This window comes from Verrucosispora sp. WMMA2121 (assembly GCF_027460185.1).
Taxonomy (GTDB): domain Bacteria; phylum Actinomycetota; class Actinomycetes; order Mycobacteriales; family Micromonosporaceae; genus Micromonospora; species Micromonospora palythoicola.
The window spans coordinates 1,351,830-1,367,507 of sequence record NZ_JAPZBH010000004.1 but is presented as its reverse complement, the minus strand read 5'-3'; the positions used below and the strand labels follow the sequence as shown (position 1 = coordinate 1,367,507).

The following is a 15,678-nucleotide window of genomic DNA, read 5'->3' as shown; positions in this document are numbered from 1 at the left end:
CGCTCGCTCATCGCGCCACCTCGCTGCGCTCGGCGTCACGATGAGCCACCACGGCACCGCGTTGAATGACTCGCTCGCTGCGCTCGCTCACCGCGAAACTCCCTTCCGCTTGCCGGTGTCCGGCCGGGCGCCGGCACCGAGCCGGCGGATGATCAGTACGTTGATCGCCGCGACGATGGCGATCAGGGCGAAGAGCAGCCAGGCGACCGCGGACCCGTAGCCGAAGTTGTAGTAGGGCGCGAAGGCGTTCTCGAACATGTACATGGTCATCGTCTGCGACTCGCGCATCGGCCCACCCCGGATCGCGTTGGTGCCGGAGTGGAACAGCCGGGGCTCGGTGAACAGTTGCAGCCCGCCGATCGTGGAGATGATGACGCAGAAGATGATCGTGGGCTTGAGCAGCGGCACGGTGATGGTCCAGAACTGCCGGGCCCGGTTCGCGCCGTCGATCGCCGCCGCCTCGTACAGATCACGGGGAATGGCCTGCATGGCGGCCAGGAAGATCAGCGCGTTGTAACCGGTCCAGCGCCAGTCGACCATCGTCGAGATGGCCACCCAGGAGGCGAACCGGTTGGACTTCCACTCGATGCCGTCGACGCCGACCAGATCGAGCAGCCAGTTGACCATGCCGAACTCGCGGCCGAACAGCACCCCGAACACGATCGCCACGGCGGCCGTGGACGTGACGTTGGGCACCAGCACCGCCATCCGCCAACCCGTACGCATCCGCAGCTGGCGGTTGAGCAGGTTCGCCAGCCAGAGCGCGGCGAGCAGTTGCGGGAGGGTGCTGAGGACGAAGATGCCGAGGGTGTTGACCACCGAGTGCCAGAAGTCGCTGTCCGCCAGCAGCCGGGTGTAGTTGTCCGCGCCCACGAAGGTGGGATTGCTGCCCAGCAGGTCCCAGTCGTGCAGGGAGACCCAGAAGGTGTACGCCAGCGGCCAGGCCCCGAAGATCGCGAAGATCACGAAGAACGGGGCGATGTAGAGGTAGGGCGAGTACTTCGCGTCGATCCGGCTGAGCCGGCCGGCCCGGGACGGGCGGGTGCCACGCGGCGCCGGTGTGGCCGGCGGTCGTGCGTCGAGCTGCAACGCCATGACCCGTTGACTCCTTTCCACACCCCCGCCCCGCGCCGGTCCAGGGGGAGCCGCGGATGTCTGCGCATCGCGGCGGAGCCTGGACCGGCGGCGGGGATGGGGTCTCGGGCCGGTTACTTGGCGGCGGCCTTCTTGGCGTTGTCGACCGCGTCCTGCCAGCCCTGCTCGGGGGTGCGCTGGCCCAGCTCGACGGTGCGGACCGCGTTCTCCACCTCGGTGCGGACGGCCTGGTTCTTCGGCCCCATGTAGACCGGCTTCAGCGTCTTCGCGCCCTCGCCGAAGATCTTGCCGACCGGCGCGTCGGAGAAGTACGCGTTGGTGGCCTCGGTGATGGCCGGGTCGTCAAGCGCCTGCGGCGAGGACGGCAGCGGACCCTTGGCCTTGAAGGCGCCGATGTGCCCCTCGGCGCTGGTCAGGAACTTGACCAGCTTGACCGCCTCGTCCTTGTGCTTGCTCTGCTGCGGTACGGCCAGGTGCGAGCCGCCCCAGTTGCCGCCGTTGCCCGGCACCCGGGCGATGTCCCACTTGCCCTTGGCCTCCGGCCCGGCGTTGCCCTCGATGACACCGGTCATCCAGGCGGGGCAGGCGATGGTGGCGAACTTGGCCTGCTTGAAGGCGGAGACCCACTCCTCCGACCAGGAGCCGTACTTGCCGGACAGGCCCGCGTTGACGATGTTCATCGTGATGTCCCAGGCCTGCTTCACCGCCGGGTTGGTGTCCACCACCAGGTTGTCGCTGGTGTCGTAGTAGTGGTAGCCCTGCGCGTTGCCGGCGGTCTGGAGCACGATCGTGTTGAAGGTGTTGGTGGCCGCGTCCAGGAACGAGGCGCCGGTGTCGGCGGCCTTGAACTTCTCGCCGGTGGCGATGTAGTCCTCCCAGGTCGGCCAGAGCGCGGAGACCTGCTCCCGGTCGGTCGGCAGGCCAGCCTTCTCGAAGAGGTCGGTGCGGTAGCACATCGCCATGCCGCCGACGTCGGTGCCGAGTCCGATCAGCTTCTGGCCGTCGGCGGTGAGCCCCTGGTTCCACTTCCACTCCAGGAAGTTGCCCTTGAGGTCGGCGGTGCCGTGGTCGAGCAGGTTCACGAAGTTGTCCGGGTTGGCCTTGTACTCGACCATCAGGCCCTCTTCGATGGCCACGACGTCGCCGGCGCCCTTGCCCGCGGCGAGCCACTGGGTCAGCTTCGGCGAGTACTCGTCGAGGTTGCCGCCGGTGCCCCGCTCGACGATCTTGATGTTCGGGTTGGCGTCCATGTACTGCTGGTAGAGCTGCTCGTAGCCGAACTGTCCGAAGACGTCGACGGTGAGCGTTATGGTGCCGTCGCCGGCGGCCTCGTCGCCGCCGCCGCAGCCGCCGGCGACGAGCAGGACGCCGGTGGCGGCCAGAGCGACCGCCGCGAGGCGGTGACGCGGGAATGTGCCCATTTCTGGTGACCCCTCTCAGGTCGGGTGGTGGTGGAAGGGCTCTGAGAGCGCTCTCACGTAGCCTGCGGTCCGCCCGGGACCGGTGTCAAGAGAGCGCTCTCTCGCGAGGGGTCACAGAATGGCCACGAGCGACCCTCGTCGCACCGGAGGGTCGCTCGTCAGGGCGGAGGTACTGATCAGCCGGTGCGGACCCCGTCGAGCAGGGTGCGGTCGCCCGCGACGGTCAGGGTGTCGAAGCTGACCCGTCCCCAGAGCGCCAGCAGCAGATCGCTGGCGGTGCCGGTGACCTGTACCCGGGCGTGGTGGTCGTCGTGGTCGAGGATGGTGCCGGTGTCGAGCAGGGCGACCCCCTCGCCGCGCAGCCGCAGATACCACTCGTGGTCGGCGTCGGTGGCGGTCAACCGGACCACGCCCGCCCACGGGCCGCCCTGCCGGCGCCGGCCCGCCGGCAACCAGGTGTCCAGCACCTCGCTCACCCCGTCGGCCGCGAGCTTGGCCTCGATCGGCTCACCCGCGGCGATGGCGAGTTGGGCGTCCCAGCGGTGCACCGCCGTCTCGTGGGCCATCCGGCGCGGCCAGAAGCCGGCCTTCTTCGGCTGGGGGGCCCAGTTCCACGCCGGTGCCTCCGGATCGAGGGTCTCGAAGAGCGCCATCAGCTCGTCGTACGCCTGCTGCCACTGCTGCACGGCGGTGACGCCCGCCGCCGGCTCGACCGGCTGCGCCCGGCTGTGCTGCGGTGTCGTCGAATCGCCCGAACCGGCCACGCCGTGCACCCACCGGTAGATGCCGGCGAGATGACGGGTCAGGTCGGTCACGGTCCAACCGGGGCAGGACAGCACGGGTGTCTCGGGCGGCGCCTCGGCCACCGCGGCGGCGAACGCCGGGCCCTCCGCCCGCAGTGCGCCGATCCAGAAATCCTTGCTGCCGTGCAATCTGCTCATCGCCATCCTCCCGGGGGTGACCGGGCCACCAGTGGGTGCCACGGCTACCCCTCAGCCTAGGGTGAGAGGCGTGTCTGACGTCTACGCCCAGCCGACAGCCGCCGCGCAACCCGCCAGCACGGACGATCTGGCGCAATACACGACATTGTGCGTGGGTGGGCCGGCGGGCCAGGTGGTCGCCGCCACCAACGCCGACGAGATCGTCAGCCGGGTACGCGAGGCGGGCGCCGAGATCCTCCTGATCGCCGGCGGTAGCAACGTGGTGATCGGTGACGGCGGCTTTCCCGGCACGGTGGTTCTCGTCCGCTCCCGGGGACTGCGGGTGCTCGCCGAGGACGAGCAGACCGTGACGGTCCGGGTCGAGGCCGGTGAGCCGTGGGACGACCTGGTCGCCGCGACGGTACGCAACGGCTGGTCCGGGCTGGAGTGCCTGTCCGGCATCCCCGGCTCGACCGGTGCCACCCCGATCCAGAACGTCGGGGCGTACGGGCAGGAGGTCGCCGAGACCATCACCGCCGTGCAGGTCTACGACCGGACGGCCGGAGCCGTCGGGCAGGTCGCGGCGGCGGACTGCGGTTTCGCCTACCGGTCCAGCATCTTCAAGTACAACGACCGCTGGGTGGTGCTCTCGGTGGACTTCCGGCTGGCCCGCTCGCCGCTGTCCGGCCCGGTGCGCTACGCGGAACTGGCCCGGGCGCTCGGCGTCGAGGTCGGTGACCGGGTGCCACTGGCCCAGGCCCGAGCCACGGTGCTGCGACTGCGCGCCGGCAAGGGCATGGTGCTCGACGCGGACGACCCGGACACCCGCTCCGTCGGCTCGTTCTTCACCAACCCGGTCCTCGACGCCGCGACGTACGAGCAGCTGCGGCAGCGGGCCGCCGGGCTGGGCGAGCCGCCGGCCTGGCCCGGTGCGGACGACCTGGTCAAGGTCAGCGCCGCCTGGTTGATCGACAAGGCCGGCTTCGGCAAGGGATATCCCGGTCCCGAGGGCACCGCCATCTCCACCAAGCACACCCTGGCCCTGACCAACCCCACCGGCACCGCCAGCACCGGGGCCCTGCTCGCCCTGGCCCGCGAGATCCGCGACGGCGTCCAGTCCCGCTTCGGCGTAACCCTCCACCCCGAACCCGTCCTCATCAACTGCACCCTCTAACAACCCACCACCCCCATGCCCCACCCCCCTCTCGGGTCGATCATGAAGTTATTGCGCCCGGCAAGCGTTTTCCCGGACAACAACTTCATGATCAGGGCGCTGAGGGGTGCGCGGTGGGGAGTGGGGGTGGGGTTAGGTGGGCTGGCGGGGGGCGACGGTGGGCCAGGGGAGGGTGAGGCGGCCGTGGCGCCAGTGGCGGGGGCGGTCGAGGACGGGCCAGCCCTGGGCGCGGACGGCCGACACGGTGTGCAGCCAGCGCTGGCGGGGGCCGAAGGGGACATAGCCGGCGGCGGCGTGCCAGGCGTCGTCCAGAGACCGGATCAGGTCGTGGATCCGCTCACCCGGCACGTTGCGGTGGATCAGCGCCTTCGGCAGCCGCTCGGCCAGCTCGGCCGGACTCTCCAGAGTCGCCAGCCGGGCGGCCAGGGTCAGCGAGCGTGGGCCGTCGGCATCGAGCAGCACCCAGCCCGCGAGGCGTCCCAACTCGTCACAGGTCCCCTCCACCAGCAGGCCGCCCGGGGCCAGGCCGGCGCACATCGTGGCCCACGCGGCGGCCACCTCGCTCTCGTCGTACTGGCGTAGCACGTTCAGCGCGCGGACCAGGGTGGGCCGCAGGCCGGCCAGTTCGAAGCCGCCTCGGGCGAAGGTGAGCCCGGGCGGGTCGGCGGCCGGCTGCGCGTCCGCGACGCGCACCGGATCGATCTCCAGCCCGACCACCCGCACGTCGGCGCGTACGCGTGCGGCGAGCCGGGCCCGCAGCTCCACCGCCGTCACCGGCGCCGCACCGTAGCCGAGGTCCACCACGAGTGGGTCCGGTGCGGCGCGCAGCGGATCGGCGCAGGCATCCACGATCCAGTTGTCCACCCGCCGCAGCCGGTTGGGCCCGGTGGTACCCCTGGTGACCACCCCGAGCGGCCGGGACGCCGGCACGACCATCAGCCCGTCCGGTGCACCTTGTGCTGGGCGGCCTGGGCCAGCGGCCGGACCACGAGACGGTCCACGTTGACGTGTTGCGGGCGGGTGGCGCACCAGGCGATGCAGTCGGCGACATCGTCGGCGACCAGCGGCTCGGCGACACCGGCGTAGACCGCCTCCGCCCGCTCGACGTCCCCGCCGAAGCGGGTCAACGAGAACTCGTCGGTCTTCACCATGCCCGGGTCGATCTCGATCACCCGCACCGGGCGTCCGCACAGCTCCAGCCGCAACGTGCCGGCGATCGCCGTCTGCGCGTGCTTCGCCGCGGTGTAGCCGCCGCCGCCCTCGTACACGGTGAAGCCGGCGGTCGACGAGACGACGACGATCGTGCCCGCCCCCGATGCCTCCAGCATCGGCAGCAGCGCCTGGGTGACCCGCAGCGTGCCGAGCACGTTGACGTCGTACATCCACTGCCAGTCACCGACCGCGCCGGACTCGACCGGGTCCAGCCCAACCGCGCCACCGGCGTTGTTCACCAGGACCGTCACCGGCCCGCCGGCCTGCCGCGCGGCCCGGGCGAGGCCGGCCACCGACTCGTCGGAGGTCACGTCACAGCTCACCGCGGTGGCGGAGCCGCCGGTGGCGGTGATCTCCGCGACCAGTTCGACGAGCCGGTCGGTACGCCGCGCCGCGGCGAGCACGTGGAAACCCTCGCCCGCGAGCCGCCGCGCGGTGGCGGCGCCGATCCCGCTGGACGCTCCGGTGACGATCGCGACACGACTCATCCGGCCATTCTCGCTCCCCGCCGGGCGACCGCTGGCGGCACGGTCGCCATGAGGTCGGTCACGCCCGAGACCCTGCCCGACGTATTTCCCGCCGCCGATCGGGAAGATGACATCCGGCGTGGCGTGTTTAGGCAGGAGCGCCGGTCGTGCGGGGACGGCATCAACCGTGGCAAAGGGAGCGGACGTGGCGGAAGAGCACACCGGTGTCGGGCGTCAGCGGGGTTCCCTGCCGTGGCCGCGACCCCGGCGGATCGCGACCCTGTCGGTACACACCTCGCCGCTGCACCAGCCGGGCACCGGGGACGCGGGCGGCATGAACGTCTACATCCTTGAGGTCTCGCGGCGGTTGGCCGAGGCGAACGTCGAGGTCGAGATCTTCACCCGGGCCACCTCGGGCGACCTGCCGCCGGTGGTGGAGGTGGCCCCCGGCGTGCACGTCCGGCACGTGATGGCCGGCCCGCTGGAGGGCCTGACCAAGGAGGAGCTGCCCGGCCAGCTGTGCGCGTTCACCGCGGGCGTGCTGCGCGCCGAGGCGGCCCGTCCGCCGGGCCACTACGACCTGATCCACTCCCACTACTGGCTCTCCGGCCAGGTGGGCTGGCTGGCCAAGGACCGTTGGGGGGTGCCGCTGGTGCACACCGCGCACACCCTGGCCAAGGTGAAGAACGCGCAGCTGGCCGCCGGTGACCGGCCGGAGCCCAAGGCGCGCGTGATCGGTGAGGAACAGGTGGTCGCGGAGGCCGACCGGCTGGTCGCGAACACCCGGGTCGAGGCGCGGGACCTGATCGGTCGGTACGACGCGGACCCGACGCGGGTCACCGTGGTCGAGCCCGGTGTGGACCTGGACCGGTTCCGTCCCCCGGTCGGCGACCGGGAGGCCGCCAGGACCGCCGCCCGGATCCGGCTCGGCCTGCCGGCCGGTGGCCACCTGGTCGCGTTCGTCGGCCGGATCCAGCCGCTGAAGGCACCCGACGTGCTCATCCAGGCGATCGCCGCCCTGCGGGCCCGGGATCCCGAACTGGCCCGTGAGGTCGCGGTGGTGATCTGCGGCGGTCCCAGCGGCACCGGGCTGGACCGGCCCACCGCGCTGATCGAGCTGGCCGCCTCGCTCGGCGTGACCGACCGGGTGCACTTCCTGCCCCCGCGTACCGGCGCGGAACTGCCCCTGCTCTACCAGGCGGCCGACCTGGTCGCGGTGCCGTCGTACAACGAGTCCTTCGGCCTGGTCGCGTTGGAGGCCCAGGCCTGCGGTACGCCGGTGGTGGCCGCGGCCGTCGGCGGACTGGTCACCACGGTGCGCGACCAGGTCAGTGGGGTGCTGGTGCGCGGACACGACCCGGTGGACTGGGCGGGTACGCTGGCCCGCCTGCTGCCCGACCGGGCCCGACGGGCCGAGTTGTCCGTCGGCGCCGCCCGGCACGCCCGGGACTTCTCCTGGCACCGCACCGCCGCCGGCCTGCTCGCCGTCTACGCTGAGGCGGTCGCCGACCACCGGGCCGGCCTCACCGCCGAACTCACCGCGTCCCGCTGCTGACGCCGGGCCATGTGCCACCGGACAGCGCCGGACCAGGAGCCGGACCGCAACGGTGCCCGGGCGGCGCGGTGCCGACCGCCGTAGAGTTGGCCGGATGAGCGACCTCGGTGCACTTATCGAGTCCGTCTGCGCGGAGCGGGAACTCGCCTGCGAGTCCACCGGCCCCGGGTCGTACGCGGTGACCCTGCCCGGTACGCACAAGCTCAAGACGATCTGCAACCTGATCGTCGGCGAGCACGCGCTGCGGATCGAGGCGTTCGTGATGCGCCAGCCGGACGAGCGGCGCGAGGAGCTGTGGGCCTGGTTGTTGCAGCGCAACGCGAAGATGTACGCCGTGTCGTTCTCCATCGACGCGGTCGGCGACGTCTACCTCACCGGTCGGGTGAATCCGGACGCCGTCGACGCCGACGAGCTGGACCGGCTGTTCGGCGCGGTACTGACCTACGCCGACGAGTCCTTCGACACGATGCTGGAGATCGGGTTCGGCAGCTCGATCCGCCGCGAGTGGGAGTGGCGGGTGAAGCGGGGTGAGTCGACCGCCAACCTGGCCGCCTTCGCGCACCTGTTCGAGCCCTCGGCGGGGGCCCGGTCGACTCCACCGACCGCCGGAGGTTCGGACCGCTCCTGAGGGGTAAGCCGCAGCGCGCGGTGCGGCGTTGGGACCCGCCGCGCCGAGACGGCGAGTGGCGAGGAGCGTGAGCGTCCATGGCTCAGCGAAGCAGCTCGGGTCGCGGCGGGACCGCGACCAGGACCAAACGGCAGGGTGGCAACCAGACCCCGAACACGCCGAGGATCTCCGAGTCGGAGATCGCCCGGATGCGGGTCGACGACATTCGGGGGCAGCTGCGGCGGCACGGGGTCTCCGGCATCTCCGCGCTGCGGAAGCCGGAACTGGTGAAGACACTGACGAAGACGCTGCGGTCCAGCGGCGCCGGGCGCCGCAGCAGTGGTCCGGCCGGCCGGGCCGGCGCCACGAAGACCTCCGGTGCGAAAGCCACGAAGACCTCCGGTGCGAAACAGGCGGCGTCCGGCCGTACCGCGCCGGGGCGGGCCAAGGCGGCCCCGACCAAACGGGCCACTCCGGCGCGTAAGGCGGCCGGCGCGGCGGGCCGGCCGGCCGCCGGCAGTGCCCGCAAGACGACAAGCGCGGCGCGCAGGTCCACGGCCGGCACGGCGCGGAAGAGCACGGCGGGTGCGCAGAAGTCGACTCCGCGCGGGTCGGCCCCGAGCGGCACGACTGCCGGTGGGGCCACCCGCGCCCGCACGGCGGCACCGACCCGCCGTCCGGCCGAGGCCCGGCCGGCCCGTGGTGGCGCGGTGCGTACCGGACGCTCGACGTCCCGGTCGGTCCGGTCGTCGCAGGTGATCTCCTCCCTCCAGGACCGGCCGGAACGTCCCGGCCGCAGCCTGGTCACCACCAACCACGACGTCATCCGACGCTGGGCCCGGGAGCGGGGAGCCAGGCCGGCGACGATCAGCGGTACCGAGCGGCCCGGCCGGGCCGGCGTGCTGACGTTCAACATTCCGGGTTACCGGGAGAGCAGCCGGATTCGCGAGATCACCTGGGACGAGTGGTTCGACACGTTCGACAAGCGTCGGTTGAATCTGATCTACCAGGAGCAGCTGCGCGACGGCCGGCAGAGCAATTTCTTCCGAACCGAATCACCCGATCGGGAGGACGGGTGAGAGGTTTACGGGAATAGCACCCGGGTACCCGCCGTTGGCCTTGACCGAGGGCTCGTACGCGTCCCGAAGGGGACCGGTGGCTGTGACGGGCGAGACAGTCGCTCAGGTTGAATCGCGAGGTCGGGCCGCACTAACTTTATTGCACCGTGTCACGTCTGGAACCGTTCGGGGGAGCGGCGGATCGATCAGATCTGGACAACCGGGCGAGGCGCGGGGGACGGGTGGACCAACACCGTTGGGGGACGGTGGCCCACCTGTTTGGACCGGCGGCGCGAGCGGGCGCCGCTTACGGGGGTGAGTGTCGCCCGCCGCCGCCGGTCGTACGACGTGACATGCCCGGCACGACTCCGTGCCGGGCATGACGCGTCTTCACACCTGCCCGGCCAGCGACGCCCCGGCCGGTTCCCCCTGGTGCCGCAGGTTGGCCACGCGGCGTTCCCGCGACGGCCCGGCGAGCAGGTGCACACCGGCGGCCAGCAGACCCAACGCGCCGACCAGCAACCAGTGCCCGTCGCCCCACCGTTGCAGGCTGAAGCCGCCGAGCGTCGGCGCGAGGAACGACGCCGCCGGGAAGGCCAGGTAGAACACCGACTGGTAGCGGGCCCGCAGCGCCGGTGGTGCCAGGTCCGCGTTGATCTGTGCGTTGGGAGGCGCCGCCAGCATCGAGCCGACCGTCCAGACCACGCAGGCGCCCAGGTAGGACGCGAGGTGGTCGGCGATGGCGAGCGCGCCGAAGCCGACGGCGAGCAACGCCGTCGACAGGGCCAGCACGTGAGCCTTCCGGTGGCGGTCGATGAGCCGGGGTACGAACAGCTGCCCCAGCACGATCAGGACGCCGCCGAGGGCCACCACCGCCCCGTACGACGACGGGCCCAACCCGTCGGTACGCATTGCCAGCGGCATGATCGTCGATGCCTGCATGGTCAGTACGGCCAGCACGAAGGTCAGCCCGACGAAGACCAGGAAGTGCCGGTCGGTCAACGCGGTGTGCAGGCCGGGGCGACGCGGACCTCGGGTGCCGGCGGCCGGGTCCGCCCGCGGTTGCCGACGGGCCAGGGTCTCCGGGACCTTCCAGGCGATGAGTGCGGCGGTGGCCACCGTGGCGACGGCGTCGACCAGGAAGAGGGCCACGTAGCTGGCCTCCGCCAGCAGACCGGCCAGCAACGAGGCGACGGCCATGCCGAGGTTGAACGCCCAGAACTGCAGGTTGAAGGCGCGGGACCGGCGCTGCTCGGGCACCACGTCGACGATCGCGGCGACGAAGGCCGGGCTTGGCATGGAGTGCGTCACCCCGACCAGCAGGGCGAGCGCCGCGATCACGCCGAGGTGCTGGCTGAGGGCCAGGGCGACCATCAGGGCGGCGGTGACCAGGTGCGCCGCCACCAGGGTCGAGCGCCGGCCCCACCGGTCGGCCAGGACCCCACCGAGCAGCACCCCGGCCGCACCACCCGCGCCGTACGCGCCGACCACCACGCCGGCCAGCGACTCGCTGGCGCCCCGAGCGGCGGTCAGGTAGAGCGACAGGAAGAGCATCGCGAACGCGCCAGCCCGGTTGATCAGCAGACCGGCCCAGAGGTACCAGAAGGTGGCGGGCAACCCACCCGCGGTGTCGGTCAGCCAGCGCCGAAGCGCCCTGACCGGCGGCGGGTCGTGCCGCTCGACCTTGCCAATCTGTTCGGACACCTAACAGATCTTGCCCGGATCGACGGACAGGAGCGGCGCCGGGTGGCGCGGCTCACCCCCGCGAGGTGGCCACCGGCTCCGCGGCCTGCGGGGCGGCGGGCTGCGGTGCCGTCGACTGCACCGTCACCACCGGTGCCGCACCGGTGGTACGGAGGGCGACGGCACGCCGCTCCCGCGCCGGTCCGGACAGCAGGTGGCCCACCGCCATCACCAGACCGACCACGGCGCAGCCCGCCCAGAGAGTCGCGTTGCCGGCCTGCTCCCGGACCAGTCCGCCGAGGATCGGCGCCGCCGCTCCGGCCAGTTGCCAGGAGAGTGAGAAGACGCCCTGGTAGCGACCGCGTAGTGCGGCGGGGGAGAGTTCGGCGATGAGCGTGGCGTTGGACGGCGAGTTGAGCATCTCGCCGAGGGTCCAGATCAGCACCGTGAGGGCGTAGAACCAGGCGACCTCGGCGAACGCGGTCAGCCCGAAGCCCAGGCCCATCACCACCGCGGCCAGGGCGAGCACGTGTGACCGGCTGCGTCCCTTGATCAGCCGAGGCACGAAGAGTTGACCGGCCACGATCAGCACGCCGTTGAGTGCGATCACCGAGCCGTACGTGGCCGGGCTCAGGCCGGAGTCGGCCATCGCGATCGGCAGCATCGAGATGTGCTGGAGGAAGACCAACGCCCCGAGCAGGTTGAGCGCGACGAAGCCGAGGTACACCCGGTCGGTCAGGATGGTGCGCAGCGCTCCCGCCGGTGCGCCGCCGCGCGGCATGCCGACGGTGACCGTCCGGGTCTCACTGACCTTCACGAAGATGATCAGCGCGGTGACCACCGTGGTGGCCGCGTTGACCACGAAGAGCAGCAGGTAGCCGGCCTGCGCGGCGAAGCCGGCGAGCACGGCGGCGCAGGCGAAGCCGAGGTTGATCGCCCAGTAGTTGAGCGAGAAGGCCCGCAGCCGGTCCCGCTCCGGCACCACGTCGATCATCATGGCACCGAATGCCGGGCGGGCCGCCTCGGCGAAGAGGCCGAGCAGCAGCGCACCCGCCGCGACCGTCCACAGGTCACGCGCGAAGCCCAGGGCGAGCATCATCGTCGCGGCGCCGAGATGGGCGGTGAGCAGGGTCGGCCGGCGACCCCACCGGTCGGTCAGGGTGCCGCCGGCGGTGGTGCCGACCGCGCCGCCGACGCCCCAGGCACCGAGCACCAGGCCGGCCTGCGAGGCGGAGAAGCCGCGCTCCTGGGTCAGGTAGATGGCGAGGAAGACCAGGACGAACGAGCCGAGCCGATTGATCAGGGTGCCCGTCCAGAGGTACCAGAAGGTCCTCGGTAACCCACCCGTCGTATCCCGGAACCAACCCCGTATCGCGCGCACGCCGGCGCCCCCGTTTCCGTAATGCCTGGTGATCTAAAGGATCCTTACCAACCTAGTGCTGTGCCGGAATCAAGGTCACCCGCATTTCCACGTGGTGGTCGTCACCACCCTTCGCGCGCGTGCCACAGCGGGTTGCGGCAGGATGATCGGCATGACAGCTAGCGAGGGACCCACCGTCGGGACGCTGGTCCTGCTGCGCCACGGCGAGAGCGACTGGAACGCCAAGAATCTCTTCACCGGCTGGGTCGACGTCGACCTGACCGCGAAGGGGGAGGACGAGGCGCGTCGCGGCGGCGAGCTGCTGCGCGAGCACGGCCTGCTGCCGGACGTGGTGCACACCAGCGTGATGCGCCGCGCCATCCGGACCGCCGAGTTGGCGCTGAACGCCGCCGACCGGCACTGGATCGCGGTGCGCCGGTCGTGGCGGCTCAACGAGCGCCACTACGGCGCGTTGCAGGGCAAGAACAAGAAGCAGACCCTGGATGAGTACGGCGAGGAGCAGTTCATGCTCTGGCGCCGCTCGTACGACACCCCGCCGCCGCCGATCGCCGACGACGACGAGTGGTCGCAGGTCGGCGACCCGCGGTACGCGTTGCTGCCGACCGAGCTGATGCCGCGTACCGAGTGCCTGAAGGACGTCGTCGAACGGATGCTGCCGTACTGGTACGACTCGGTGGTGCCGGACATCCTGGCCGGCCGTACGGTGCTGGTGGCCGCGCACGGCAACTCGCTGCGGGCGCTGGTCAAGCACCTGGACCAGATCAGTGACGAGGCGATCGCGAAGCTCAACATCCCCACCGGGATCCCGCTCCGCTACGACCTGGACCCGCTGCTGCGTCCCCAGACGCTGGGCGGGACCTACCTCGACCCGGAGGCCGCCAAGGAGGCCGCCGCCGCTGTGGCCAACCAGGGCCGCTGAGCCGGCCCGAGTCCGATCGTCGGAAGGGCCCCCGCCACGCCAGGCGTCGGTAGGGGCCCTTCCGCGCCCCTCAGGGGGCGGTGACGGGTTCGCCGGTGATCAGATAGACCACGTGTTCGGCGCTGTTCACGGCGTGGTCGGCGAAGCGCTCGTAGAAGCGACCCAGCAGGGTGGCGTCGATGGCGGTCTCCACGCCGTACGGCCAGTCCGCGCCGAGCAGCACCCCGAACAACCCCTTGTGCAGCTCGTCCATGGCGTCGTCGTCGCTGTCCAGCTCGGCGGCGAGATCGGCGTCGGGGTGCGCCAGCACCGAGGCGATCTTCTCGGCCATCCGGTCGGCGATGCCGGCCATGTCCGTGAAGACCGGGCGCAGCTCGGCCGGCACGGCCGGGGACGGGTGCCGGCGCAACGCGGTCTTGGCGACGTGATCGGCCAGGTCACCCATCCGTTCCAGGTCGGCGGCCACGTGCAGCGCGGTGATCATGGCGCGCAGGTCGGAGGCGACCGGTGCCTGACGGGCCAGCAGGTCGCACACCCGCTCCTCCACCTGGCGGTACAGCCCGTCGATCTCGGCGTCCCGCTCGATGACGGACTCGGCCGCCCGGCGATCGGCGGTGAGCAGGGCCCGGGTCGCCTGTCGCAGCGCCGCCCGAACTCCCTCGGCCATCTCGACAAGCAGTTGGCTGACGGCCTGAAGTTCGGCCCGGAACTCGTCGCGCATTCTCACGTCCTGTCCGTCGGGGCCGGCGATCCCGCCGGCGGGTGTTTGCGCAGGTACGCCCGCCAAGCTATGACTCCCGGGCGGACCGGAGGTGAACGCTGATGAACTGCGCCGGACGCGCGGGTGAACTTTCCTGGAAGTGAGAGTGCTTCGTCCTGTTCTGGGCGATAGCCGGGTTAACAATGACCCTACGATCGCCGAGTGACGTGGGCGGTGACGGTGGGTGTGGCGACGGCCCTGGTGGTCGGGGTGGTCGCCGGCCTGTGGTTGTCCCACATGATCCCGTTCGGCAAGGGGAGGCTCGCGATCGTCGACGAAGTGCAGGTCGGGCTCGGCCGCCGCGCGATCGATTCGCTGCGCGCGGGAGTCGTGGTGCTCGACGCGGACGATGTGCCCGTACTTGTCAATCCGGCCGCGCGGGCGATGGGGCTGCTGCGGACCGGCGGCCGACCAGGTTCGATCATGGCCCATCCGCTGGTCCGTACCCTCGCGGGGCAGGTACGGCGCACCGGTGTGCGGCGCGAGATCGAGCTCGACCTGCCCCGGGGTCGCGACAACGCCGGAGAGAACCCGCTCGGCGTGCACCTGCGGGCGATGGGACTGGGCAACGGCTACATCGCGGTGGAAGCGGCCGACGTGACTGAGTCACACCGGTTGGCCCGGGTGCGCCGCGACTTCGTGGCCAACGTCAGCCACGAACTGAAGACTCCGATCGGTGCGTTGCAGTTGCTCGCCGAGGCGCTGCTGGACGCCACCGAGCCGGCCGGTGAGGGTCGGCCGGATCTCTCCGAGGACCTGGTCGCCGCCCGACGGTTCGCCGAGCGCATCCAGCACGAGTCGACCCGGTTGGGGCGGCTGGTGCAGGAGCTGCTGGAACTGACCCGGCTCCAGGGCGCCGAACCGCAGCCGGCCCCCGAGCCGGTCGCGGTGGACTGGGTGATCTCCGAGGTGATCGACCGCACCCGGACCGCCGCCGCGGCCCGCCGGATCGAGGTGACCGTCGAGGCGGAGCGGGGCCTGACCGTGTACGGCAGCGACAACCAGCTCGCCACGGCGGTGGCGAATCTGGTGGAGAACGCCCTGAACTACTCCGGCGAGGACACCACGGTTCGGATCGCCGCCCGCACCGCCGGGGAGCAGGTGGAGATCGCCGTCACCGACCAGGGCATCGGCATCGCCCCCACCGACGTCGACCGCATCTTCGAACGGTTCTACCGGGCCGATCAGGCGCGGTCGCGGGCGACCGGCGGCACCGGCCTCGGGCTGGCGATCGTCAAGCACATCGCGAGCAACCATGGCGGTCGGGTGGAGGTGGCGAGCACTCTTGGTGGTGGGTCGACGTTCACCCTCCGGCTGCCCGCCCGTCCGCCGGACGACCTGCTGGCGACACTGCCACCTGCTGGGATCGAGGCCGGTCCGGCCGAGCTCCGGCAGGTCTGAACCACACCTGGATCAGGCTGGGCGC

Annotated in this window: 14 protein-coding genes; 6 read left to right on the top strand and 8 right to left on the bottom strand. The window is 71.5% G+C overall.

The genetic code is table 11. The features are described from left to right. Positions 1 to 87: 87 nt before the first annotated feature. The 3 genes from O7605_RS07035 to O7605_RS07025 form a co-directional block, all read right to left on the bottom strand. Complete coding sequence (locus O7605_RS07035) at positions 88 to 1,095, bottom strand: carbohydrate ABC transporter permease (protein ID WP_269738415.1); 1,008 nt, start codon at positions 1,093 to 1,095, stop codon at positions 88 to 90. 113 nt (positions 1,096 to 1,208) lie between these two features. Further along, on the bottom strand, positions 1,209 to 2,516 hold the full coding sequence (locus O7605_RS07030) for an ABC transporter substrate-binding protein (protein WP_269738414.1): 1,308 nt from the start codon (positions 2,514 to 2,516) through the stop codon (positions 1,209 to 1,211). A 176-nt stretch (positions 2,517 to 2,692) separates the two neighbouring features. Further along, positions 2,693 to 3,457, bottom strand: coding sequence for a maleylpyruvate isomerase family mycothiol-dependent enzyme (locus O7605_RS07025; protein WP_269738413.1), 765 nt, complete (start codon positions 3,455 to 3,457; stop codon positions 2,693 to 2,695). Positions 3,458 to 3,527: 70 nt separating this feature from the next. Between O7605_RS07025 and O7605_RS07020 the strand changes: the two genes are divergently transcribed. Beyond that, a complete protein-coding gene (locus O7605_RS07020; protein WP_269738412.1) occupies positions 3,528 to 4,610 on the top strand; it encodes a UDP-N-acetylmuramate dehydrogenase in 1,083 nt (360 codons plus the stop codon). 132 nt (positions 4,611 to 4,742) lie between these two features. Here O7605_RS07020 and O7605_RS07015 read toward each other — a convergent pair whose 3' ends face one another. Next, complete coding sequence (locus tag O7605_RS07015; protein WP_269738741.1) at positions 4,743 to 5,549, bottom strand: class I SAM-dependent methyltransferase; 807 nt, start codon at positions 5,547 to 5,549, stop codon at positions 4,743 to 4,745. Continuing rightward, complete coding sequence (locus O7605_RS07010; RefSeq protein ID WP_269738411.1) at positions 5,546 to 6,310, bottom strand: SDR family oxidoreductase; 765 nt, start codon at positions 6,308 to 6,310, stop codon at positions 5,546 to 5,548. The genes O7605_RS07015 and O7605_RS07010 overlap by 4 nt, the downstream gene beginning before the upstream one ends. Positions 6,311 to 6,494: 184 nt before the next feature. Here O7605_RS07010 and mshA point away from each other — a divergent pair, with 184 nt between their 5' ends. The 3 genes from mshA (at position 6,495) to O7605_RS06995 (ending at position 9,530) form a co-directional block, all read left to right on the top strand. Beyond that, the gene (gene mshA / locus O7605_RS07005) at positions 6,495 to 7,844 is read left to right on the top strand and encodes a D-inositol-3-phosphate glycosyltransferase (protein ID WP_443083880.1); all 1,350 of its coding nucleotides are present in this window, start codon (positions 6,495 to 6,497) and stop codon (positions 7,842 to 7,844) included. Positions 7,845 to 7,938: 94 nt separating this feature from the next. Beyond that, the gene (locus O7605_RS07000) at positions 7,939 to 8,472 is read left to right on the top strand and encodes a YbjN domain-containing protein (protein WP_269738409.1); all 534 of its coding nucleotides are present in this window, start codon (positions 7,939 to 7,941) and stop codon (positions 8,470 to 8,472) included. A 188-nt stretch (positions 8,473 to 8,660) separates the two neighbouring features. Then, positions 8,661 to 9,530, top strand: coding sequence for a hypothetical protein (locus tag O7605_RS06995; protein ID WP_269738740.1), 870 nt, complete (start codon positions 8,661 to 8,663; stop codon positions 9,528 to 9,530). Positions 9,531 to 9,899: 369 nt separating this feature from the next. On the opposite strand, the gene O7605_RS06990 is transcribed toward O7605_RS06995, so the two are convergent. Further along, positions 9,900 to 11,213 carry an MFS transporter gene (locus O7605_RS06990; RefSeq protein WP_269738408.1) on the bottom strand — a complete coding sequence of 438 codons (1,314 nt, stop codon included), beginning with the start codon at positions 11,211 to 11,213 and terminating at the stop codon, positions 9,900 to 9,902. 52 nt (positions 11,214 to 11,265) lie between these two features. Beyond that, positions 11,266 to 12,573, bottom strand: a complete 1,308-nt coding sequence (locus O7605_RS06985) for an MDR family MFS transporter (protein ID WP_269738407.1) — start codon at positions 12,571 to 12,573, stop codon at positions 11,266 to 11,268. 151 nt (positions 12,574 to 12,724) lie between these two features. On the opposite strand from O7605_RS06985, the gene O7605_RS06980 reads away from it, so the two are divergent. Next, positions 12,725 to 13,492, top strand: coding sequence for a phosphoglyceromutase (locus O7605_RS06980; protein WP_269738406.1), 768 nt, complete (start codon positions 12,725 to 12,727; stop codon positions 13,490 to 13,492). A gap of 70 nt (positions 13,493 to 13,562) precedes the next feature. Here O7605_RS06980 and phoU read toward each other — a convergent pair whose 3' ends face one another. Continuing rightward, on the bottom strand, positions 13,563 to 14,213 hold the full coding sequence (phoU, locus tag O7605_RS06975; protein ID WP_269738739.1) for a phosphate signaling complex protein PhoU: 651 nt from the start codon (positions 14,211 to 14,213) through the stop codon (positions 13,563 to 13,565). A 201-nt stretch (positions 14,214 to 14,414) separates the two neighbouring features. Between phoU and O7605_RS06970 the strand changes: the two genes are divergently transcribed. Then, positions 14,415 to 15,653, top strand: a complete 1,239-nt coding sequence (locus O7605_RS06970) for an ATP-binding protein (RefSeq protein WP_269738405.1) — start codon at positions 14,415 to 14,417, stop codon at positions 15,651 to 15,653. The last annotated feature ends 25 nt before the right edge of the window (positions 15,654 to 15,678 follow it).

Excerpts from the sequence above, each read along its gene's own strand:
- O7605_RS07000 (WP_269738409.1), top strand. The coding sequence starts at position 7,939 with ATGAGCGACCTCGGTGCACTTATCGAGTCCGTCTGCGCGGAGCGGGAA.
- O7605_RS07010 (WP_269738411.1), bottom strand. The coding sequence starts at position 6,310 with ATGAGTCGTGTCGCGATCGTCACCGGAGCGTCCAGCGGGATCGGCGCC.
- O7605_RS07030 (WP_269738414.1), bottom strand. The coding sequence starts at position 2,516 with ATGGGCACATTCCCGCGTCACCGCCTCGCGGCGGTCGCTCTGGCCGCC.
- O7605_RS07025 (WP_269738413.1), bottom strand. The coding sequence starts at position 3,457 with ATGAGCAGATTGCACGGCAGCAAGGATTTCTGGATCGGCGCACTGCGG.
- O7605_RS06980 (WP_269738406.1), top strand. The coding sequence starts at position 12,725 with ATGACAGCTAGCGAGGGACCCACCGTCGGGACGCTGGTCCTGCTGCGC.
- O7605_RS07035 (WP_269738415.1), bottom strand. The coding sequence starts at position 1,095 with ATGGCGTTGCAGCTCGACGCACGACCGCCGGCCACACCGGCGCCGCGT.
- phoU (WP_269738739.1), bottom strand. The coding sequence starts at position 14,213 with ATGCGCGACGAGTTCCGGGCCGAACTTCAGGCCGTCAGCCAACTGCTT.
- O7605_RS06995 (WP_269738740.1), top strand. The coding sequence starts at position 8,661 with ATGCGGGTCGACGACATTCGGGGGCAGCTGCGGCGGCACGGGGTCTCC.